We start from the raw sequence: 21,509 nt of genomic DNA on the forward strand, positions 1-21,509 counted from the left end.
CTGACTCTCTCCCGCCGTCCGGCGAACGCGGTGTCCTTCACTCGCCCGACCGGCCCTCCCCGACCCGGACTCTCTTTTGGCCTCTGCTCCCGTGACGGCGAAGCCGTCGACCTCCACCCGATCGGCCGCTCCCGTCGTGCGCGCCGAGATCCAGGCGCTGCGGGCGGTCGCGGTACTCGGCGTGCTGCTGTTCCACCTGTGGCCCCAGCGGCTGCCCGGCGGATACGTCGGCGTCGACGTCTTCTTCGTCGTGTCGGGCTTCCTCATCACCGCCCACCTGATCCGTGAGCGCACAGCCTCCGGCCACATCTCGCTCTCGCGTTTCTGGGCTCGACGCGTGCGACGCCTGCTGCCGGGATCTCTCCTCGTCCTCGCCGCGACAGCGTTGGGTGTGTGGGCCTTCGTGCCGGAGTCGCGGTGGGCCCAGTTCGGCGGCGAGATCGTCGCATCGGTCCTGTATGTCGAGAACTGGGCGCTGGCCGCGCAGTCGGTCGACTACATGGCGCTGTCGAACGTGAAGTCGCCGGTCCAGCACTTCTGGAGCCTCGGCGTCGAAGAGCAGTTCTATCTGCTCTGGCCGCTCCTGATCATCCTCGCCTTCGTGCTTGCGACCCGCTGGCGACGCGTAGCGCGGACCGCGGTCCCGCTTGTGCTCGGCCTCGTCGTCGTGGCGAGCCTGACACTGTCGATCGTGCAGACCGCGGCCGACCCTTCGGTGGCGTACTTCTCGACGTTCACGCGCGGCTGGGAGTTCGGTCTCGGAGCCCTGCTGGCTCTCCTCATCGGCAAGGTCGCCGAGCCGATCCCGGAGCGGCTCGCACCGGTGGTCTCGTGGCTGGGCTTCGCCTTCATCGCCGTCTCGATGATCCTGTACACCGGCACGACGCCCTTCCCGTCGTTCACGGCGCTGCTTCCCGTCGTGGGTGCGCTGGCGGTGATCGCGGCGGGCACGCCCGCGCGGCGCGGCAGTCCCGCGCCGTTGTTCCGGCTTCGCCCTGTGCAGTTCGTCGGCGACGTGTCGTACGGCGCATACCTCTGGCACTGGCCACTCATCGTGCTGTTCCCCTATGCGTTCGGTTTCCAGATCGGCACGGTCGTCGCGATCGCATTGCTCGCGGTGTCACTCGTCCTCGGTTGGGCCTCCAAGCGTTTCGTGGAAGATCCGATCCGTACGGCGAAGCTCGTCGCCCGATCGCGGACGGCATGGACGTTCGCCGGTGCGGCCGCGGTGATGGCCCTGGTGATCGCGATCGCTGCGCCACTCGCGACACACGTGATCACGCCGCCGGCCCCGCCCACGGCCGACGGCGTCCCTGATTGCTACGCCGCCGCAGCGATGCTCGACGAGGACTGCGACCCCGTCGAGCAGGTTCCCCTCGTGGCGTCGCTCGCGTCGTTCTCGATCGATCTGCCGCCTCAGGAGTTCCGGGACTGTGAGCGTGCCACCACCGCCGGAGAGGCTCGGCGCTGCGACTTCGGGCCCATCCCCGCGACCGGCCCGCACGTCGCACTGATCGGGGACTCGCACGGCACGCGCATCGCAGAGCCTCTGCGCGACGCAGTGAGTGCGGAGGGAGGCACCCTCACGACGTACCTCGTCTCGGGCTGCGCGATGATGTCGCGCGAGCTGACGGGAAGCGCGTGGGGATTCGAGCAGGCGTATGCCGAACAGTGCCGCGATGTCACGACCAGCGTGCACGACGCCGTCGCCGCCGACCCCGACATCGACACCGTCGTGCTCACGAACCGCACGCGGCTCTACATGTCGGACGCCGCCGCCTTCCATCCTCTGACGACGGCGGAGATCGAGAGCTCCATCCAGGCGCTCCAGGCGGCGGGCAAGCGCGTGATCGTGCTGCGCGATCCGCCCGAGATGAGTGCCATCCCGCCGCAGGGTGGCCAGAGCGCCGCCGACTGCCTTGCTGCCGCACCGAACCCGTCTGCGTGCAGCCTCCCGCTGGGGGCTGCGGACTTCGCCGACCCGATGGTGGCGGCCGCGCGAGCGACGGGAGTCGACGTCATCGATCTCGATGACGCCTTCTGCGACAGCACGCGCTGCATGTCACGCATCGGCGGGGTCGTGGTCTACACCGACGACAACCACCTGACACGATCGTTCGCACTCAGCCTCGAAGGCCGCCTCGCCGAGGCGCTCCACGCCGACGGGGAGTGATCTCGGCCCGCCGGCGAGCGGCGGCTCAGGCCAGCTGGTTGCTCCACATCGACAGCGCGGATCCGATCGCCATGTGCATGTCGAGGTACTGATACGTGCCCAGGCGACCGCCGAACAGCACGTCCTGCTCGCCCTTCGCGAGCTCCCGGTACGACAGCAGACCAGCGCGATCATCGGCAGTGTTCACCGGGTAGTACGGCTCGTCGTCGCGAGACGCGAACCGCGAGAACTCCCGCATGATGACCGTCCTGTCGGTCGGGTACCGGTCAGCCCGCTCCGGGTGGAAGTGCTTGAACTCGTGGATGCGCGTGTACGGGACGCCCGCGTCCGCGTAGTTCATGACCGGCGTGCCCTGGAAGTCGCCCACCTCGAGCACCTCCTGCTCGAAGTCGAGCGTGCGCCACGACAACGCACCCTCCGCGTAGTCGAAATAGCGGTCGACGGGGCCGGTGTAGACGATGGGGACCTGGCCGACCGTCGCCTGCTTGTTCAGTGGCTGCGACGGGTCGAAGAAGTCGGTGTCGAGCTTGACCTCGATGTTGTCGTGATCGGCCATCCGCTCCAGCCACGCCGTGTACCCGTCGGTCGGCAGCCCTTCCCACGTGTCGTTGAAGTAGCGGTTGTCGTAGTTGTACCGCACCGGGAGCCTGCTGATCACCTCGGCCGGCAGGTCCTTCGGATCGGTCTGCCACTGCTTGCCCGTGTAGTCGCGGATGAACGCCTCGTAGAGCGGCCGCCCGATCAGCGAGATGCCCTTCTCTTCCAGGTTGGCGGCATCCTTCGCGTCATACTCCCCCGCGAGCTCATGAACCAGCGCACGGGCCTCGTCCGGCGAATAGGCAGCCTGGAAGAACTGGTTGATCGTGCCGAGGTTGATCGGCAGCGGATACACGACGCCCTTGTGGTTGGTGTACACGCGGTGCACGTAGTTCGTGAACGACGTGAAGCGGTTGACGTACTCCCAGACGCCCGGATTCGAGGTGTGGAACAGGTGCGCCCCGTACTGGTGGACCTCGATGCCCGTCGTCGGCTCAGCGGCGCTGTATGCATTGCCGCCGATGTGCGATCGGCGGTCGATCACCGTGACCTTGCGACCGGATGCCGCGGCCCGTTCCGCGATGGTGAGCCCGAAGAAGCCGGAACCGACGATGAGGAGATCCATGCGCTGCCTTAATGAGGTCGTTCGTCTCGAAGCGGCTGAGGCGCCGATCGGCGCAGCCAGACGGGAAATTCTAGCTGGCCAACCTGCCACCGCTCGTCGCGGACACTCAGACGGCCTGCGGTAGCCTGGGTTGGTCGCGCGGACTGTGTGCTCTGCCGTGCGTATCCCGGACGACAGGTGAGATACGAGTGAATGACACGCCCGACCCCGACGCGGAGGGGACCGAGATTCCTGAACCCGCGAAAGAGGCCGTGGGGGGTATGAGCGGTCCGGACGGCCCTCTGCTCCGTTTCGTGAAGGACCGCCGCGTCGCCTTCCTCATCGTCGGCGTGATCAACACGATCGTGGGCTTCGGATGGTTCGCGCTGTTCGAGTACACCGTCGGTCGCTGGCTCGGTCAGTACGGCTACATGGTCACCCTGGTGCTCGCCCACATCGCTGCGGTGCTGTGCGCCTTCGTGCTCTACCGGCGCTTCGTCTTCCGCGTCCGCGGCCACGTGTGGCTCGACCTCGCACGCTTCGAGTCGGTGTACCTCGTATCGCTGGGCATAAACGCGGTGCTGCTGCCCGTCCTCGTCGAGCTCTTCGACCTGCAGCCGATCGTCGCCCAGGCGCTCATCGTCTTCGTGACGACGCTCGTGAGCTACTTCGGCCACAGCCGCTTCTCGTTCCGCCGGAAGAAAGAGGTCGTATGACACGCGCGCAGCTCAGCGTCGTCATCCCCGCCTACAACAACGGTCGCACGATCGGCGAGACCATCGAGTCGATCCTGTCCCAGACCGGCGTCGATCTGGAACTCATCGTCGCGGACCACACGTCGTCGGACGACACGCGCGCCGTCGTCGAGGCCTTCCTCGACGATCCGCGTGTGACACTGCTCGACACGCCCGCGGGCGGAGGAGCTCCGCGCAACTGGAACCGCGTGACGGACGCGGCGCAGGCGCCGCTGCTCAAGCTCGTGTGCGGCGACGACGTGCTCCGTCCCGGCGTGCTCGCGCGTCAGGTGGAGATCCTCTCCGATCCGGCCGTGGCCATGACCGCCTGCCGACGCGACATCATCGACGCCGACGGCAAGGTCCTCATGAAGGCATGGGGGTTGCGCGGCATCGGCCAGCGGATCGCCGGGACGACGGCCGTCCGGAAGGCGGTCCGCGCGGGATCGAACCTGTTCGGCGAGCCCGCCTCCGTCATGATGCGAACCGAAGCCCTGCGCGACACAGGAGGCTGGTTCGGCGAGTTCCCGTACCTGATCGATCAGGCCAGCTACAGCCGCGTGCTCATGACCGGCGACTTCGCGCCCGACACCGAAGTCGGTGCGACTTTCCGTATGAGCACCAGTCAGTGGAGCGTCGCGCTCACGAAGGACCAGTCCGCACAGGCGCGGTCGTTCCACCATTGGCTCCACGACAACCACCCGGACGTGGTCACCGCCGCGGACGTACGTCAGGGCGATCTTCGAGCGACACTGATGGCCCGGGCGCGGCGCCTCAGCTACACCATCCTCAAGCGGAGAATGCGATGAGCGACGTCCCGACCGAGAGCTTCACCCATCGAATGTCGGTGGTCATCCCCGTCTACCAGGGCGAGCGGACCCTGCCGTCGGTGCTGGCCGAGATCGCCCCTCTCACCGAGGGGTTCGAGACCCCGGACGGCTATCGCGCGATCGTGCATGAGGTCGTACTGGCGTACGACCACGGCCCCGACCGTTCTGCCGAGCTGATCCGCAGGCTCGCCGACGAGTACTCGTACGTGAAGGCCGTCTGGCTCAGCCGCAACTTCGGCCAGCATGCCGCGACGCTCGCAGGGATCGCCTCCTCGGGCGGCGACTGGGTCGTCACGCTCGACGAGGACGGACAGCACGACCCCGCCGCGATCGGCTCGATGCTCGACACGGCGATGCGGGAGCGCGCCGACGTCGTCTACGCGGAGCCGACGAACAAGCCTCCGCACGGATACTTCCGCAACACCGCCTCGAAGGCCTCGAAGAGATTGCTGGAGACGCTCTTCGGCGGCGGAAAGGCATCGCACTTCAACAGCTACCGGCTCATCCTCGGTGAAGTCGGCCGCAGTGTGGCGGCATACTCCGGCACGGGCGTCTACTTGGACGTCGCGCTGTCGTGGGTGGCGGCGCACATCGTGACTTCGCCTGTCGAACTGCGTGAAGAAGGCGACCGCCGATCGGGCTATTCGTACCGCCGGCTGATGGCCCACTTCTGGCGGATGATCCTCACCTCGGGCACCCGAGGGCTGCGAATCGTGACGGCGACCGGCCTGCTGGTCGCGGCCGGCGGTGTGGTCTTCGCGATCTACCTGATCATCATGCGATTCACATCGGGCGACATCCCCGAGGGCTGGACATCGCAGATGGTGCTCACCGCGCTGTGCAGCGGCGCGATCCTCGTCGCACTCGGCGTGATCGCCGAGTACCTCGGTGTCGCAGTCAACATGGCGCTCGGCAAGCCGGCGTACCTCATCGTGCGCGATCCGTCCACGGGTCCTCTCGGCCAGCGGCTTCCGGAAAACCGTGACTAGATGGGTCATCGGCCGTGGCCTTCTCGGGTCGGCCGTGGCCCGCGCCCGTGAGGACATCGCCTTCCGCGCGGACGTCGACTGGAGCTCGCCCGAGAGAGCTGTGCACGACCTCCGCGCGGCGCTCGAGACTTTCGCGCGGGAGGCCGAGGGGTCGGCGTGCGAGATCTACTGGTGCGCCGGCCGCGGTGTCACGTCCACGCCACGCGAGAAGCTCGACGAGGAGGTGGCGGTCTTCCGCGCTTTTCTCGCCGATGTCGAGGCGGTGCTCGGCTCACGGGCCGACGACACCCGTCTCTTCCTCGCGTCCAGCGTCGGAGGAGCGTACGCGGGCAGTGATGCACCGCCGTTCACGGAAGCGACGCCGCCGCGTCCGCTCTCGGCGTACGGCGACGCAAAGCTCGAGATGGAGAGCGCCCTCGCCGCGCTGTCCCGACGCAGCGGCATCCGCTCGTTCATCGCGCGGATCACCAACCTCTACGGTCCCGGCCAGGATCTCGCCAAGGGGCAAGGGCTCATCTCCGTGCTCGTCGAGAGCTCCGTCACCGGCAGGCCGGTCGCGATCTACGTCCCGCTGGACACACTGCGCGACTACATCTACGTCGACGATTGTGCACGCGTGATCGACGCGGGGATGCTCCGGCTCTCGGCGCAGCCCGCCGGCACCTCCGTCGTGAAGATCGTCGGCTCCATGAACGCCCTCTCGATCGGCGCGATCATCGCCGAGCTCTCGCGGATCCGCCGCAAGCGAGTGCCGATCGTCATCGGACAGGGGAGTTCGGCTGGGCAGGCCTCAGACCTGCGCGTCCGCTCAGAAGTGTGGACGGACCTCGACGGACTCGTCTCGACCACGGTTCCCGCAGGACTCGGGACGCTGTACCGCGTCCACCTCGCAGCTCACATGGTCTCGGGCTGACGGTCGCCGCCTGCTCGCTGCCCGCGCCTGCGCACCACCCCGAACACGATCGTCCAGGCCACGGCGAGCAGACCCGCCAGGATCACCGACGTCAGCTCGATCCCCCAGCCCGGCGGCCGGAACGTGACCGTGACGACCTTGCCCACATCTTCGGCGGTCACGTCGACGGTCAACAGGAAGTCGCGTGCAGGGTCACCGAGCTCGGCACCGTCCACGGTGTAGCCCGGCCACGCGAGCCGACTGAAGATCACCTGACCGCCGGAGGCTGCCACCTCGTCGACGGTGAACCGGACGCTGGTGTCGTCGCGATCAAGGACCGTCACCGAAGTCCCCTCGCTCGCGCGTGCCACTCCCCCTGCCCGATCCACGGGCTCGTCCCGGTGCAGCACCCAGACGTACTCGGAGTCGGTCACCGTCCACCCCTCAGGAGCCTTCGGACGGTCTTCCAGCCCGTCGCCCTTGATGACGACGACCGTGTTCAGCGCCATGTCGTCGGCGAGCGGATGCTCGCGATCCTCGAACAGGGCATCGAGCGCCTCCGGGCAGGTCTTGCCGCGGATGTCGACGCAGAGTTCGGCGGCGTACGTCGTGAACGGCAGCACCGTGTACACGCTCGCCGCGTCCTTCTTCGTCAGGTACCAGAGGTTGGCCAGCAGGCTCTCGTCGTAGGCGTCCGGATGCTGCTGCAACGAGTACACGTCGCCGACGGTGAAGATGCCGTCGTCCATGTCGGATCCCACATCGTGCATGGCCGTGACCGACGAGGGCACGTTGAAGTTGCCGAGCGGACTGGACGGGTAGCGATAGATCTGCGGAACGAGCACCAACAGCGAGGCGACCAGCGTCCACGCGGCCGCGCGCATCCCCACGTCGCGTCCGCCTCGCGCACCCGCATAGCCCACGACGACGATCGCTGCGGACTGCACGAGGACACCGATGCACACCCACAGCCAGGACGACGGCTGGGCGGCCCATGAGAGCCACCCAGCCGCGATGGTCGCGCCGACGGCGATCAGCACGCGTCGCCTGCTCGGTCGGCTGTTCCAGCCGTTCGTCGCGACGACGGCGAACACCACCGCGACGCACAGCACGACGTAGGGCATCATGCGGGCCGGGTAACGCAGCGGTCCGAGCACACTCGGCCCGATGACGAACGCCGTCGTGATGACGAGCACGGCGAGCGGGATCGCGAGCTCGCGCAGCGAGCGCCGCCATCCTGTCGCGATCAGGATGAACACCGGCAGCAGCCACGTGACGTACTGCAGCGGCACGGGCACGAGGTCGCCCCAATAGCCCCGGACGGAACTGGTGCCGGTCGCGATCGGCGACGTGAGCAGGTCCCCCACATCCATGTTCAGGAACTGATCGTTCAGAATGGCCGATCCGGAGCGGACCGTCACCGGCGAGGTGAGCAGACCCGGCAGGTAGACGAAGACCGTCGCGAACCCGGCGAACGCGCCGAGCACGAGCACGCGCACGATCTCGGCGCGCGAGCGGCGGATGATCTTCTCGACGAGCACGACGATGAGGAGCACGGCAAGCTCGATCGCCCCGAAGACGTAGCCGAAGGCGATGAGCACATACGAGAGCGCGAAGAACGGCACCGGGCTCCGGCCCCGATCGACATGACGCTTGAGGGCCCACCACGTGAGCGCGAACAGGGCGACGTTCTGCAGGCCGGTCACCCAGGACGGGGCATCCATGAAGATCGTCTGTCCGCCTGCGGTCGCCGTGAACCCTGCCACCGCGGCCCACCACGGCGCTGCACCGTACTCGCGGGCGAGCAGGTAGGCGCCCGTGCACAGGAGCACCAGGAACAAGAGCTTCACGACGGTGACCGTCGCCGTGGCGCCGTCGAACACGTGGGTGAAGACGGCGATCACCCACACGACGGGGTTCCAGATGCCCCACTGGCCTTCGGCAAGGTAGTTGCCGCCCTGCCAGGCCCCCGGAGCGAGGATCGTGAGATCGCCGGCCAGGATACGCGTCCCCAAGCCGTACCACTGCCCGAACGCACCCAGCTGCGTGTCGTCCCAGAAGAAGAAGCGGGGCTCCCGGACGATGCGCGCGAGCGCCATCAGCAGCACTGCGGCGACGCTCAGCAGGTACCAGAGAAGCCCGCCTCGCAGGTGCAGTCCCAGGATGCGGCGGCTGGGGGATGCCGACTCCTCTGCCGGCGCGACCGAAGCGACTTCCTGGGTGACCACGGAGTCGAGGTTACCCAATCCCCCGTCCTCCCCCGCATTCCGGCGCGTCCTAGGCCCGCGTGCTAATCTCGCCGGGCCCGCCGACGCACCTGCGACGTCGTCTCCGGACGAACGAGGGCCGGACGACGACTGACGAACGAGAGATGACGTGACTGCTCGCACACGCCCCGCCGGACGCTATCGCGATGTCATCTGGTTCCCGGCGACGCTCGTCACCGTGACGATCGCGGCCGTGCTGCCGCTCCTGTGGAACGCGAAGCACTACTTCGTCGACGATTCGGTCAACGGCGCGTTCGGACAGTGGTTCCATCTCGGCTCCGAGATCCTGTCCGGACGCATCCCGGTGCTGGAACCCAGCGTGTGGTCGAGTGGCAACCTGTTCGCCGAGGGTCAGTGGGGATTCTTCAATCCTCTGATCATCCTCGTCAGCGTCGCCTCGGCCATCGCGCACGACGCGGCCGTCTTCACGACCATCGTCAAGCTGATCGCCATCCTGGTCGGCGCCGCGGGCACCTATGCGCTCGCCCGGGAGCTCGGGGCGGGGCCGCCCTTCGCGATGGTCGCCGCAACGGCGACGCCGTTCACGGGGTTCACAACGTTCTTCGATGCACCGTCATGGGTGACCGGGCTCTTCGCCTGGGCTCTGCTCCCGGCCTTCTGGACGGCGCTGCTGCGGTTCACGCGCGGGCGGGGCGGACCCCTGCTGCCCTTCGTCACCGGCTACCTCCTCGTGTCGATCGGCTACGTGCACGGCACCATCGCCCTGGCCCTCGTCATCGCCGCGACGCTGGTCACCCGGGTGGTCCGGCGAGACCTGCGTGCCGCGCGTCGTCTGCTGTTCCTGGGGATCGCGCTGGCCGCGGTGGCGCTGGCCGTCCACGTCACGAGCCTGCTGACCGCCTCCGTCACCAAGCGCGCCGGTGGTTCCCTGTACATGGACGGATTCATGACCCTGGACCTGTCGGGCATGGCGATGTCTCCGGTCTCGACCGCACTGCCGCAGGCCGCCGCGTGGTGGTGGGTAGGGCTGACCGCACCGGTCCCGATGGCGTTCCTCACGATCCTGGTGCCGCTGATGGCCTTCGTCCGCTGGCGGCGCCTGTTCCGCGTCTCGCCGCGCACTGTCGACATCGTCGTGCTCACCGGCGTGTTCCTCACCTTCATCATGCTGCCCACGGTGATCGGCCCGCTGCGCTACCCGACCCGCATGCTTCCGTATCTCGGGCTGTGCGTGATCGTGCTGCTCGCCGTCGGGCTGGACCGTGCACGCAGGGTGACCCGCGCCCGTACCGCGATCGCGATCGCGATCGTCGCGGCCGCGGCGTTCCTCGCGTGGGCGCAGACGCCGCAGCTCGGCAAGCGCTTCGTGGCCTCCGCCCTCATCACCGCGGCAGGGATCGGCGTCATCCTGCTGATGCCGCGCGTGCGCCGCCGGGCGCTCGGCGCAGGTGCGGTCGCACTGACCGTGCTCGCGGTCCTGGCCTTCGGCATGCAGCAGTACCTGTACCCCCGATCGGTGTGGGCCGATCAGCATGTGCCGACCCAGGTCGCACGGCTGCAGACGCAGCTCGCCGATGCCGTCGGCGACACGATCGTCGTCGGCGACCCCGTCCCCCTCGCCGATCAACCGGGGATCTGGGACGAGACGCTCTTCGCGAACTCCTGGTACGTCAATCCTTCACCGGTCGTGAACCGGTATCAGTTGCTCGGATTCAACGGTTTCAACGAGACGGTCTGCCTGGGATACTCCGGCGAGACCTGCCCGGAGCTCGCGGAGCGTCTGTTCGAGGTCCGCTCCGAGACGGGGCTCACCCTCGCCGACGAGCTGGCCGTGAGCTCGGTGCAGATCATCAAGTCCGACGACACGGAGCAGTACCTGGATGCCCCGCCCGACGGCTGGCATGTCGCCGACGACGGCACCTACACCCAGCTGTGGGTCCGCGACGATCCCGTGGCGCCCGCCGGCGGCGTGATCCTCGCCGAGCCCGACACGGCGGTGTCGGACGTCGAGACGACTCCCGAGTCGATCCGCCTGCACGTCCGCAACGACTCCGACGAGGCCGCTCGGATCGTCTTCAGCCGACTGGCGTGGCCCGGCTACACCGTCCAGGGCGCGACACAGGCGGCGTCGGCAGACGGATTCCTTCTGACGGTCACCGTCCCGGCGGGATATGACGGCGAGGTCACGGCGGCATTCCGGCCGCCGGGTCTGACTCTGTCCCTGCTGCTCATCGCCGCGTCCGCCACCGGGATCGTGGCCTGGACGATTGCGCTGGCCGTGATCCGTCGCCGTCGCGAGCGGGCCGAGCGCCCGGCGCACGCCGAGGAGGCCCTCCTCGGTTCTCGTTGACGCGGCCGCTCCCCGCCGCCGCAGACGGCGCCGGAGCGATCCGACCCGGGGTCCGGCCGCTCACCGTGCGACAGCGGGCGCGATCTCGGAGGCGAAAGCGGATGCGGAGATCGACAGGATGCGCGGCGACGGGGTCCCCGCGAGGCGGACGAGCTCGTCCCAAGAGCCGATCTTGCGGTATGAACCCGCGGCAGCCGCGTACACGACGGGCGACGACGCGGACTTGACGAAGACCGTCGCGACAGGCTGCTTCGCGTCGAGCCGCACGGTGGCGCATGATGCTCGCGAGAGCGGGACCGCGGTGAATCCCTGTGCTGCCGCCGGCGTTGCGGCCACGAGGACCCCTCCGGCCGCGAAGTACGTGGCCGAGGCGCACGTCACCCAGAGCGACAGGGCGGGGCCGGCGGTGAACTTCGCAGCCGTCGCGGCATCGATGCTGCTGTAGCGGGTGGACAGGCCGAGCTCCTGAGCGACAGCCATCGACGGGATGCGGTTGAAGGTCATCCCGTTCACCAGCATCAGGTCGGCGGACGAGGCCGTCTTGACGACCAGCCCATCGGCGATCGGGGCGCCGGTCGGGAACGCGGCGAGAGTCGTTCCCTGGACGGTCAGGATCGGGGGCGCGGTCCCGTTGTTGTAGAGGACGAGAGCATCCCACGCCAGCGCCGGTCGGGCCTTGCCGGCCTCGACGACGCTCACCGCTGCGGAACCGGACTTCTTGATCGCCAGCGTCGAGCCCACCTTCGTCGAAGACACCGCGAACTGCGCACACGTCGCGGACGAGGCATCCATGACAGCGAGGCCCTGTCGATCGGGCGCCGTGAGCGTGTACAGGGTTCCCTGGGCCGGGAAGTACGTGGTTCCGTCGCATCGCAAGGTCCGCGCGACCGTGCCCGACGCCTTGTACCGGGTGAGGTCCTTGGCCGCCACCACGGCGAGGTCGGCCGACGTGCGGCCGTACTCGACCACATCGTTCCAGGAGCCGACGGCGAGCAGTCTGTCGAAGTCGGCGGTGAGGTACACCGTCGGGCTGGATGCCGACTTCACGAGCTGAGCGGGCGCGAACTGCAACGGCGACTTCGTGAGCGCCGCATATCGCGTACCACTGAGCGCGGCCGCGTACGGTGTCGCACCCCTGGGAACGCCCGCGGCCGCCTTCACCGCCTGCTCGTTGTACAGCGGAGTCGCGCTGGTCGCGCTGTCGAACCGCCCCCAGAGGGAGCTGCCCCGTACCCGGAAGTACGAAGTGACCTCGGGTCCGGCTGCGACCCGGGAGAACGTCGAGCCGGTGACGTTGACGGGCGCCGAACACGAGCCGCCCCACGTCGTGACCTGCGTGCACGATGCGAGTCGATGTGTCGTACCGCCCTGGACGAGCGCGATGGTGCCGGTCGACGAGTTGCGGATGATCGCTCCCGTGGTGCCCCCGTCGGTGAACCCGGCGACGAAGGCGCTCCCCACGATGTAGGTCGGACCGAACGCGGCGTTGAGCTCGGCGTAGTCCGTCGCGTCGGCGATGTGCCACCGCGTGTTCCCGGACACCAGGTACACCGCGGGGTCGCTCTCCGTCCGGACGATGGTGACGGCCGCTGCCCTCGTGCTGCCGAACCAATCGGTGAAGTAGTTGTAGAAGTTGCGGTTGCCGTAGCTGGAGCAGCCGTCACCCGTGCCGTACCCGGCGCGCAGCGCCGCAGCGTTCGGCTGATACGGCGTGTAGTAGTACAGGTTCGCCGTGGCCTGATTGCGGATCAGGACCGCCCCGCTGCCGCAGGAGACGCTGGGATTGAAGCGGACGTTCCACGTGCGGCCGGGCGCGTACCACGTGAAGTACTGAGAGGTGCCCGGCGGGTTCGCGTAGCGCTTCATCTGCCACGCCGCGTAGTACACCTGATTGAAGAACCCGTAGTAGCGCGCGTCGCACGCGGCGGTATCTGGGCATCCCTGGCCCATCGCGCTCGTGTAGCGCCAATCGCTGGGCCACGTGTGGGTGACCAGCCCCTGCTCCTTCTGGAGCATGACAAGCAGCACGCGCGGGTTGATCCCGCAGGCTTGCGCCACGTTGTAGACGATGGATGCCGCACTCTCCCACGAGCGTCCGACGTAGGCTCTCCCGCACATCGCGTCGGCCGACCGGCTGGTGGTCGCCTGCCCGTAGGACTTCAGGCAGGTGTAGCCCGACTGGCACTGGGGCACCTTGCTGTTGAGGAACGCCTGGATCTCCGCGGCGCTCATCGTGTCCTTCGCGAAGAAGACGGCATCCTCGATGATGTTGCCGGCGTCGAAGCCGCTCAGCGTCATTGGACGGGGTGCGATCGTCGGCGTTGATGGGTCCGCCGCCGACGCACTCTCCACTGCCTGGACGGTCGTGAACCCGATGGTGATGGCCAGCACCAACGCAACGCGCGCCAACCACCGCTTTTGCCCCCGCATGAGGCATATGTTACGCAAGTGACTGGAGCGACGGAAGGGAGCGCCAGTCCCTCCTGGCCAAGTCGACGACGAGCGCCTGACAGAATAGAGGCGTGAAAGGCATCATCCTCGCTGGCGGATCCGGCACCCGACTCCACCCGATCACCCTGGGTGTGTCGAAGCAGCTGATCCCGGTCTACGACAAGCCGATGGTCTACTACCCGCTCGCGACGCTGATGCTTGCGGGGATCCAGGACATCCTGGTCATCACCACTCCGCACGACGCCGCACACTTCGAGCGACTGCTGGGCGACGGGTCGCAGTTCGGCATCTCGATCAGCTTCGCGCAGCAGCCGTCCCCCGATGGACTCGCGCAGGCCTTCACGATCGGTGCGGACTTCATCGGCGACGACTCCGTCGCCCTGGTCCTGGGCGACAACCTTCTCTACGGCCCGGGCCTCGGCACCCAGCTCAAGCGGTACAACGACGTGAAGGGCGGCGCGATCTTCGCCTACTGGGTGGCAGATCCCCAGGCGTACGGCGTCGTCGAGTTCGACGCGCAGGGCGTCGCCGTGTCACTGGAAGAGAAGCCTGTCTCGCCGCGCAGCAACTACGCCGTGCCCGGCCTCTACTTCTACGACAACGACGTCGTCGACATCGCGCGGAACCTGAAGCCGAGCGCGCGCGGCGAGTACGAGATCACGGACGTCAACCGCGAGTATCTGGAGCGTGGTGCGCTCCAGGTCGAGGTGCTGCCGCGCGGCACCGCGTGGCTCGACACCGGAACGTTCGACCAGATGACCGACGCGGCCGACTACGTCCGCACGATGGAGAGACGGACGGGCATGAAGATCGGCGTCCCCGAAGAGGTGGCGTGGCGACAGGGGTTCCTGACCGATGCCGAACTCGAAGAGCGGGCGAACCTGCTCACGAAGTCCGGCTACGGCACCTACTTGCTCGACACCCTCAAGAGAGGTCGATGATGGCTCGCCTGCTCGTCACCGGAGGAGCCGGCTTCATCGGCTCGAACTTCGTCCACCACGTCGTCGCGAACACCGACCACCACGTCACGGTCCTCGACAAGCTGACCTACGCGGGCAACCTCGCGTCGCTCGAGGGGCTTCCCGAAGATCGCGTCAGGTTCGTCCAGGGCGATATCTGTGACGCCGCGATCGTCGACGAGCTGTTCGACCAGGCGGACTCGGTCGTCCATTACGCCGCCGAGTCGCACAACGACAACTCGCTGAACGACCCTCGGCCGTTCCTGGACACCAACATCATCGGCACGTACGTGCTCCTCGAGGCCGCACGCCGCCACGAGACGCGGTACCACCACATCTCGACGGACGAGGTGTACGGCGACCTCGAACTCGACGATCCCGAGCGCTTCACCGAGCAGACGCCCTACAACCCGTCGAGCCCGTACTCCTCGACCAAGGCGGGGAGCGACCTGCTCGTGCGCGCGTGGGTGCGTTCGTTCGGTGTTCAGGCCACGATCTCGAACTGCTCGAACAACTACGGCCCGTACCAGCACGTCGAGAAGTTCATCCCGCGTCAGATCACCAACGTGATCCGCGGTATCCGCCCCAAGCTCTACGGGCGTGGCGAGAACGTCCGCGACTGGATCCACGCGGAGGACCACTCTTCGGCCGTGCTCGCGATCCTCGAGGGGGGTCGGATCGGAGAGACGTACCTGATCGGCGCCGACGGCGAGAAGAACAACAAGGACGTCGTCGCGATGATCCTGCGGCTCATGGGGCTTCCCGAGGATGCGTTCGACCACGTCACGGACCGGGCGGGGCACGACCTGCGGTACGCGATCGATTCGAGCAAGCTGCGCGAAGAGCTCGGCTGGGAGCCGCGTTTCGGAGACTTCGAGGCCGGACTCGCGGACACGATCCGGTGGTACCGCGATCACGAGTCCTGGTGGGCCGACGCGAAGGGCGCGACCGAGGCGTTCTACGCCTCGAAGGGACAGTGATGACGCGGTTCGGGGCGGAGCTGCGCGCCGTCGAGACGAGCATCCCCGGCTTGCTCCTGTGGGATCTCCCCGTGCACGGCGACAATCGCGGGTGGTTCAAGGAGAACTGGCAGCGCGAGAAGATGGTGTCCGCCGGGCTGCCCGACTTCGCGCCGGTGCAGAACAACATCTCGTTCAACGACGCGGTCGGGACGACGCGGGGTATCCACGCCGAGCCGTGGGACAAGTGGGTCTCGGTCGCTTCGGGGCGCATCTTCGGCGCCTGGGTGGACCTGCGGGAGGGCGAGAGCTTCGGCACCGTCTTCACCGCTGAGATCGATCCCTCACGGGCGGTGTTCATTCCGCGCGGGGTAGGCAACGCCTATCAGACGCTCGAACCCGACACCTCCTATGTCTACCTGGTGAACGATCACTGGTCGCCGACCGCGTCCTACACGTTCCTGAACCTGGCCGATGAGACGGCGGCGGTGCCCTGGCCCATCGATCTCTCGCGCGCCGAGATCTCGGACAAGGACCGCGGCCACCCGCGTCTGGCGGAGGTCGTCCCGATGCCGGCGCGCAAGACGCTCGTGCTCGGGGCCGGCGGGCAGCTCGGGTCGGCTCTGCGACGACGGTTCGGCGCAGATCCTTCGTTCGAGTTCACGACGCGCGCCGAGCTCGACATCACGTCGGACGACCTGCCCCTTCAGCGTCACTGGCGGGACTACGACGTCATCATCAACGCCGCCGCGTACACGGCCGTCGACGCCGCCGAGTCCCCGGAGGGCCGCGCTGCCGCCTGGGAGACGAACTCCACGTCGGTGGCCCGTCTGAGCGCGCTGTGCGCCTCGCAGGGCATCACCCTCGTGCAGATCTCGAGCGACTACGTGTTCGACGGACAGAAGCCGTCGCCTTATGTCGAGGACGACGCGGTGGCTCCTCTCGGGGTCTACGGGCAGACCAAGGCAGCCGGCGACGCCGCCGCCGGCATCGCTCCCCGCCACTATGTGGTGCGCACCTCGTGGGTCGTCGGCGACGGCAAGAACTTCGTGCGGACGATGATCGGCCTCGCCGAGCGCGGCATCGATCCTGCTGTCGTCGCCGACCAGTACGGCCGGCTCACTTTCGCGGACGACATCGTCCGCGGGATCGAACATCTGATCGCGGTGCAGGCGCCCTTCGGCGTCTACAACCTGACCTCGTCGGGTGACGTCGGCTCGTGGGCCGACATCGCGCGCTCCGTCTTCCGCCTGGTCGGCCACGACCCGGAGCGCGTCGGCTCGACGACGGCCGCCGCCTACGCGGCTTCTGCCGCCGCGCCCACTGCCCCGCGACCGCGGAACAGCATGCTCGACCTCGCGAAGATCGAGGCGACCGGATTCGCGCTGCCCGACTGGCAGACCGGACTCGAGCGGTACGTCGCGTCCCTCTAGACCGTCGATCGCGTCCCTGCCGTCCGCGTGGACTGCAGGGACGCGATCGCATCACCGCACCGGCTGCGGATACTCGATCTTCGGGTTGAAACCCACTCCTGCCAGCCACTTGCCCAGCAGGGCGCCGCGGAGTCGCCACGAGACGCGCCCGCGGTGCAGACTCACGAACAGGCGCGCGCCGAACTCGAAGTAGTACAGCAGCCCGCGATGGTGCAGCTGGTACGACGCCTCGTTGCGCACGCCGTAGGAGAACTTCCAGAGGCTCTTCGCATCGACCATCGCGAAGTTGACGCCACGGTTGTCCCCCATGTCGTGGATCACGACGGAGTCCATGACCTGAACGCCCGGGCACACCCGCGTGAGTCGCAGCGTGTACTCCCGATCGTCGAACCAGATGAAGTAATCGCGGTACGGAAGCCCATACCGGGCGATGGCCCACCGGGGAATGAGCACCGACACGAACGAGCAGGCGGTGACCATCACGTTCTTCTGGCCCTTGACCATGAGCCGCGCCCAGTCCCACGTCGGAACCGGGTTGTTCATCTCGCAGATGCTGCCGTCCGTGAACTCGACGACGGAACACGCGAAGGGCACATCGCCGCCGAGCTCGTCGACCGCTTCGTCGAACCCTCGGACGAGGTTCGCCAGCGCGGCGGGCTGGGGGTAGCAGTCGTCGTCCATGATCCAGACATGGTCGACGCCTGAGGCGTAGCCGCGCAGCATCCCCTCGGCGAACCCGCCGGCTCCCCCCGAGTTCCGGGTCATCGACACGACTTCGAGCGGCACCGTCGTCTGCAGGGCGGCGAGGTAGTCGGCCGTCCCGTCCGTCGACGCGTTGTCGATCACGAGCAGCCGCTCGACCGCGTGGGTCTGCGCCTCGATCGAGGCGATGACCGTCTTCAACTTCTCGAGGCGGTTGAACGTGACAACCACCGCGGCGACCGTCACCACGATCGCACCTCCTTCGCGAACCATTCGCTCGCCGATTCCTGTGCAAGCAGCTTCTTCTCGGCCTTTCGTTCGTCTCGCCACAGCTGTTGGCGCGCCGCTTCGTCGTCCGCGAGCGTCGCGACGACGCGGGCGAGGCCGCTGACCGCCTGATGGACGTTGCGGGAGACGAGCGCGCGCGGGGGCACGATGTCGGACTGTGCGCCGACGTCCGTCGAGACGACCGGCACACCGTGCGCGATCGCCTCGAGGGTGGTCAGCGTGAGACCCTCGTTGTGGGAAGGCACGACGAGCACGTGCGCCTCCTCGAGCGTCTGCGAGACGGGCACCGACGAATCCCGCCGGACGACGTCGGCGAGATCGGACGCGCGCAGCAGGTCGTCGACCCACGACGCCATCTCACCGTCGCCGTGCATGATGAATCGGATGTCGCGCCCGGAGCGGCGCAGCCGCCGCGCCATCGCGACGAACACCTCCGGTGCCTTCTGGCGCGCCATGCGGCCGACGAACGCGACGGTGAAGGGCTGATCGGGCGTTCGGGCGCGGAACGACGCGTCCTTCAACTCGACGGTCAGACCGCCGAGCGGCGCCATCACGACCTTCGCCTCGGGGATTCCTTGGATCTCGGTCATCCAGCGGCCGAGCGTGGGAGAGATGACGTGGTGGGTGGTGATCACCTCGTCGACCATCGCGCTGCTGAGGGGGTATCCGCCTCCGCGGTACTCGACGATATGGGTGGAGTCGATGATCGGGATGCCGGGGCGCGACCTTGCGATCCAGTGAAGACGGTCGTAGAGCCATTGGTTGTGGTGGACGACGACCCCGCGCACGTCGAAGGAACGGAGGATTCCGCGCAGCAGCTCCTCGACACCCGGGGTCTGGGAGTCGACCGTCGCCTCCGAGAACGGAATGACCAGCGCGCCGTCGAGCTCGGGACGCGCGATCCACGGCTGATGCGAATCCCGGTTCGTGAGCACGATGGGAAGGAAGCCGGCCTCGCGCACCAGACGGACCGTCTCGAACGCCCAGCGCTCGGCGCCGCCCAGCTCGAACCAGTGCAGACCCAGGAGGACTGCCCGAGGCGCGCCGTCGATCGGTGAGGGGGCGGGAAGAATCTGTGCGTCTTCGTGGCTGCCCCCTTTCCGGAACTCGTCTTCATAGTGACGACGGGGAGCCGGCGTGCGCAGCGCGCGGCGATGGCGGAGCAGCTCGATGTCGCGCAGCTCGTCGTACATCAGCGGCGTCCGCGCGCGGATCGCGCGCAGCGTCTGCCGGATGAGCCCAGGAGAGATGTCGCGGGGCGGGTCGAAATCGAGGACCGAATCACGGGAGACGTGGATGTGACGGATCGGGCTCGCCGCGAGCTGGAGGGACGGTGCCTCGCTCGGCCCCGGAATGCGATCCTCTGCGGCGACCGCGCTGACCGACGTCACCGTGAACTCACGAGAGCCGAACGCACGAGACAGACCGTCGAAGGTCGAATCGTCGCTGGTGCGCGGCAGCGACCCCCAGTCGCCCGTGTACCCATGGACCGTGAGTTCTCGCCCCGGAGCCATGAGCGCGTGGAAGTTCAACGCCCCGACGAGGAGGCGGCGCTCGCGGATGGAGAGGTCTTCGGGGAGCTGGGTCGACTCCGAGAGACGGAAGAGGGAGGGCTGGCCGAGGACGTTCTCAAGGGTCACTGTATTGGCGCGCTCTCTCGTCTGCGTTACTCGTCGGGAACCCGCCGAGCCTACCAGCGCTTGCCTCACAGCAACCCGGGAGCAACCCTCGCATTAGGATGTATGGGCCCCATCGGGCTCCATCCGCAATCGCCTCGAGGAGGGCAATGTCCCGCGCGTCGTCTGAGCTCGCGAGCCTGGAAGATCCCGGGCGCAGCATCGGCCTCTTCGATGTCTTCCGCCGCCGTTACCTGCTTTCGCTGATCGTCCGCAAAGAAGTCCAGATCCGGTACCGCGGCTCGGTCCTCGGCTGGATGTGGTCGTACGTCAAGCCGCTGGTGCAGTTCGTGGTGTTCTATGTCGCCATCGGCCTGTTCCTCGGGATGAACAGCAAGGTCGACTTCTTCCCGATCTATCTGCTGGCGGGCATCACCGTCGTGACGTTCTTCAACGAGGCGTTCTCGAATGGCACGCGATCGCTGATCGACAACGCTGCGCTCATCAAGAAGATCTATCTGCCCCGCGAGATGTTCCCGGTATCGAGCATGCTCATCGCGGCTGTCAACACGCTTCCGCAGATCATCGTCGTGGTCGTCATCGCTCTGTTCTTCGGCTGGGCGCCTTCCGCGCTGCAGATCGGCGCCGTTCTCCTTGCTCTCGTGATCGTCGCCGTGCTGTCCACGGGTCTGGGTCTGCTGTTCGGCGCCATCAACGTGACGTTCCGTGACGCGCAGAGCTTCGTGGAGATCATCGTGATGTGCGCGGTGTGGGCATCGCCGGTGATGTATCAGTGGGAGATGGTCGCCGACAAGGTGCCCGAATGGCTCTTCGTGGCGTACCGCCTGAACCCGATCACGGCGGCTGTCGAGCTGTTCCACTACGGAATCTGGTTCCCCTTGGGCCCGCGGGACGCGCAGCCCCTCCCCGATCTCGCGATGTACTCCGCACTCGCGCTCGTCATCTCACTCGTTCTTCTCATCGTCGGTCAGTCCGTGTTCCGCCGTCTGGAGGGTCGCTTTGCCCAGGACCTCTGATCCCGTGATCGCCCCGAGCGTGCTCGTCGAGGACATCCACAAGGACTTCAAGCTCCGCCACACGCACTCGATCAAGGAGACGGTGCTCGCCGCTGTGCGGCGGAAGCCGCTCACGACCGACTTCCACGCGCTGGACGGCGTGTCGTTCTCCATCGCGCCCGGCGAGGCGGTGGCGCTCCTCGGATTCAACGGCTCGGGCAAGTCCACGACCCTGAAGATGATCTCGGGCGTCCTTCGCCCGGACTCCGGTCGAGTCCGGACCCGAGGACGTGTCGCCGGGCTGATCGAGGTCGGGGCGGGCTTCCACCCGGACCTCTCCGGCCGCGAGAACATCTTCCTCAACGCCGCCATCCTGGGGATGAGCAAGAAGGAGACCGAGGACCGCTTCGCCGACATCGTCGCCTTCAGCGAGATCGAGCAGTTCATCGACACCGAGGTCAAGCACTACTCGTCCGGGATGTTCCTCCGGCTGGCCTTCTCCGTCGCCATCCACACCGAGGTCGACGTCCTGCTGATCGATGAGATCCTCTCCGTCGGAGACGAGCCCTTCCAGCGCAAGTGCCTGGCCCGGATCCGGGAGCTGCACGCGGACGGCAAGACGCTCGTGGTCGTGAGCCACGACCTCAACATGGTCTCCGGGCTCTGCGACCGGGCGATCGTGCTCCGTGGCGGGAAGGTCGCGTTCGACGGCGACAGCAAAGAGGCGGTCGCCTTCCTGCGCGCCTGA

At 67.6% G+C, this 21,509-nt stretch carries 16 protein-coding genes; 11 read left to right on the forward strand and 5 right to left on the reverse strand.

The window, feature by feature from the left end:
* Window positions 1-91 precede the first annotated feature (91 nt).
* Complete coding sequence (locus tag ACFWJ8_RS14845; protein ID WP_378812852.1) at window positions 92-2,173, forward strand: acyltransferase family protein; 2,082 nt, start codon at window positions 92-94, stop codon at window positions 2,171-2,173.
* A gap of 25 nt (window positions 2,174-2,198) precedes the next feature.
* Here ACFWJ8_RS14845 and glf read toward each other — a convergent pair whose 3' ends face one another.
* On the reverse strand, window positions 2,199-3,335 hold the full coding sequence (glf, locus tag ACFWJ8_RS14850) for a UDP-galactopyranose mutase (RefSeq protein ID WP_378812855.1): 1,137 nt from the start codon (window positions 3,333-3,335) through the stop codon (window positions 2,199-2,201).
* Window positions 3,336-3,628: 293 nt separating this feature from the next.
* Between glf and ACFWJ8_RS14855 the strand changes: the two genes are divergently transcribed.
* From ACFWJ8_RS14855 to ACFWJ8_RS14870, 4 genes are read left to right on the forward strand one after another with little or no spacing between them, the layout of a single operon-like run.
* Complete coding sequence (locus ACFWJ8_RS14855; protein WP_378812858.1) at window positions 3,629-4,030, forward strand: GtrA family protein; 402 nt, start codon at window positions 3,629-3,631, stop codon at window positions 4,028-4,030.
* Window positions 4,027-4,857 carry a glycosyltransferase family 2 protein gene (locus tag ACFWJ8_RS14860; RefSeq protein ID WP_378812861.1) on the forward strand — a complete coding sequence of 277 codons (831 nt, stop codon included), beginning with the start codon at window positions 4,027-4,029 and terminating at the stop codon, window positions 4,855-4,857. Before ACFWJ8_RS14855 ends, ACFWJ8_RS14860 begins: the two co-directional genes overlap by 4 nt.
* Window positions 4,854-5,867, forward strand: coding sequence for a glycosyltransferase (locus ACFWJ8_RS14865; protein ID WP_378812864.1), 1,014 nt, complete (start codon window positions 4,854-4,856; stop codon window positions 5,865-5,867). Before ACFWJ8_RS14860 ends, ACFWJ8_RS14865 begins: the two co-directional genes overlap by 4 nt.
* Before the next feature lie 34 nt (window positions 5,868-5,901).
* Window positions 5,902-6,780: an NAD-dependent epimerase/dehydratase family protein gene (locus tag ACFWJ8_RS14870; protein ID WP_378812867.1), complete on the forward strand. Its 879-nt coding sequence runs from the start codon at window positions 5,902-5,904 to the stop codon at window positions 6,778-6,780.
* Here the strand turns inward: ACFWJ8_RS14870 and ACFWJ8_RS14875 are convergent.
* The gene (locus tag ACFWJ8_RS14875; protein ID WP_378812870.1) at window positions 6,762-8,987 is read right to left on the reverse strand and encodes a hypothetical protein; all 2,226 of its coding nucleotides are present in this window, start codon (window positions 8,985-8,987) and stop codon (window positions 6,762-6,764) included. The genes ACFWJ8_RS14870 and ACFWJ8_RS14875 overlap by 19 nt on opposite strands.
* A 148-nt stretch (window positions 8,988-9,135) precedes the next feature.
* On the opposite strand from ACFWJ8_RS14875, the gene ACFWJ8_RS14880 reads away from it, so the two are divergent.
* Window positions 9,136-11,337, forward strand: a complete 2,202-nt coding sequence (locus ACFWJ8_RS14880; protein ID WP_378812873.1) for a hypothetical protein — start codon at window positions 9,136-9,138, stop codon at window positions 11,335-11,337.
* 60 nt (window positions 11,338-11,397) lie between these two features.
* On the opposite strand, the gene ACFWJ8_RS14885 is transcribed toward ACFWJ8_RS14880, so the two are convergent.
* Entirely contained in the window at window positions 11,398-13,635 is a 2,238-nt protein-coding gene (locus ACFWJ8_RS14885; protein ID WP_378812876.1) for a hypothetical protein, read from the reverse strand.
* Between the two features lie 224 nt (window positions 13,636-13,859).
* Here ACFWJ8_RS14885 and rfbA point away from each other — a divergent pair, with 224 nt between their 5' ends.
* From rfbA to ACFWJ8_RS14900, 3 genes are read left to right on the forward strand one after another with little or no spacing between them, the layout of a single operon-like run.
* Window positions 13,860-14,729, forward strand: a complete 870-nt coding sequence (gene rfbA, locus ACFWJ8_RS14890; RefSeq protein ID WP_378812879.1) for a glucose-1-phosphate thymidylyltransferase RfbA — start codon at window positions 13,860-13,862, stop codon at window positions 14,727-14,729.
* Window positions 14,729-15,727 carry a dTDP-glucose 4,6-dehydratase gene (gene rfbB, locus ACFWJ8_RS14895; RefSeq protein ID WP_378812881.1) on the forward strand — a complete coding sequence of 333 codons (999 nt, stop codon included), beginning with the start codon at window positions 14,729-14,731 and terminating at the stop codon, window positions 15,725-15,727. The genes rfbA and rfbB overlap by 1 nt, the downstream gene beginning before the upstream one ends.
* Window positions 15,727-17,139 (forward strand): sugar nucleotide-binding protein, encoded by a 1,413-nt coding sequence (locus ACFWJ8_RS14900; RefSeq protein WP_378812883.1) that lies wholly within the window; start codon window positions 15,727-15,729, stop codon window positions 17,137-17,139. Before rfbB ends, ACFWJ8_RS14900 begins: the two co-directional genes overlap by 1 nt.
* A gap of 51 nt (window positions 17,140-17,190) precedes the next feature.
* On the opposite strand, the gene ACFWJ8_RS14905 is transcribed toward ACFWJ8_RS14900, so the two are convergent.
* Both ACFWJ8_RS14905 and ACFWJ8_RS14910 read right to left on the reverse strand, forming a co-directional pair.
* Entirely contained in the window at window positions 17,191-18,090 is a 900-nt protein-coding gene (locus ACFWJ8_RS14905; RefSeq protein WP_378812886.1) for a glycosyltransferase family 2 protein, read from the reverse strand.
* Entirely contained in the window at window positions 18,084-19,769 is a 1,686-nt protein-coding gene (locus ACFWJ8_RS14910; protein WP_378812889.1) for a glycosyltransferase, read from the reverse strand. Before ACFWJ8_RS14910 ends, ACFWJ8_RS14905 begins: the two co-directional genes overlap by 7 nt.
* Before the next feature lie 146 nt (window positions 19,770-19,915).
* Here ACFWJ8_RS14910 and ACFWJ8_RS14915 point away from each other — a divergent pair, with 146 nt between their 5' ends.
* Window positions 19,916-20,782 (forward strand): ABC transporter permease, encoded by an 867-nt coding sequence (locus ACFWJ8_RS14915; protein WP_378812891.1) that lies wholly within the window; start codon window positions 19,916-19,918, stop codon window positions 20,780-20,782.
* Complete coding sequence (locus ACFWJ8_RS14920; protein ID WP_378812894.1) at window positions 20,766-21,509, forward strand: ABC transporter ATP-binding protein; 744 nt, start codon at window positions 20,766-20,768, stop codon at window positions 21,507-21,509. Before ACFWJ8_RS14915 ends, ACFWJ8_RS14920 begins: the two co-directional genes overlap by 17 nt.

Origin of the sequence: Microbacterium sp. NPDC058389, from assembly GCF_042722305.1 — a bacterium.
Taxonomy (GTDB): Bacteria; Actinomycetota; Actinomycetes; order Actinomycetales; family Microbacteriaceae; genus Microbacterium.

What these genes read in the sequence shown, in the direction of transcription:
- glf (WP_378812855.1), bottom strand. Translation starts at nt 3,335, where the DNA reads ATGGATCTCCTCATCGTCGGTTCCGGCTTCTTCGGGCTCACCATCGCG.
- ACFWJ8_RS14915 (WP_378812891.1), top strand. Translation starts at nt 19,916, where the DNA reads ATGTCCCGCGCGTCGTCTGAGCTCGCGAGCCTGGAAGATCCCGGGCGC.
- ACFWJ8_RS14860 (WP_378812861.1), top strand. Translation starts at nt 4,027, where the DNA reads ATGACACGCGCGCAGCTCAGCGTCGTCATCCCCGCCTACAACAACGGT.
- ACFWJ8_RS14865 (WP_378812864.1), top strand. Translation starts at nt 4,854, where the DNA reads ATGAGCGACGTCCCGACCGAGAGCTTCACCCATCGAATGTCGGTGGTC.
- ACFWJ8_RS14900 (WP_378812883.1), top strand. Translation starts at nt 15,727, where the DNA reads ATGACGCGGTTCGGGGCGGAGCTGCGCGCCGTCGAGACGAGCATCCCC.
- rfbB (WP_378812881.1), top strand. Translation starts at nt 14,729, where the DNA reads ATGGCTCGCCTGCTCGTCACCGGAGGAGCCGGCTTCATCGGCTCGAAC.
- ACFWJ8_RS14885 (WP_378812876.1), bottom strand. Translation starts at nt 13,635, where the DNA reads ATGACGCTGAGCGGCTTCGACGCCGGCAACATCATCGAGGATGCCGTC.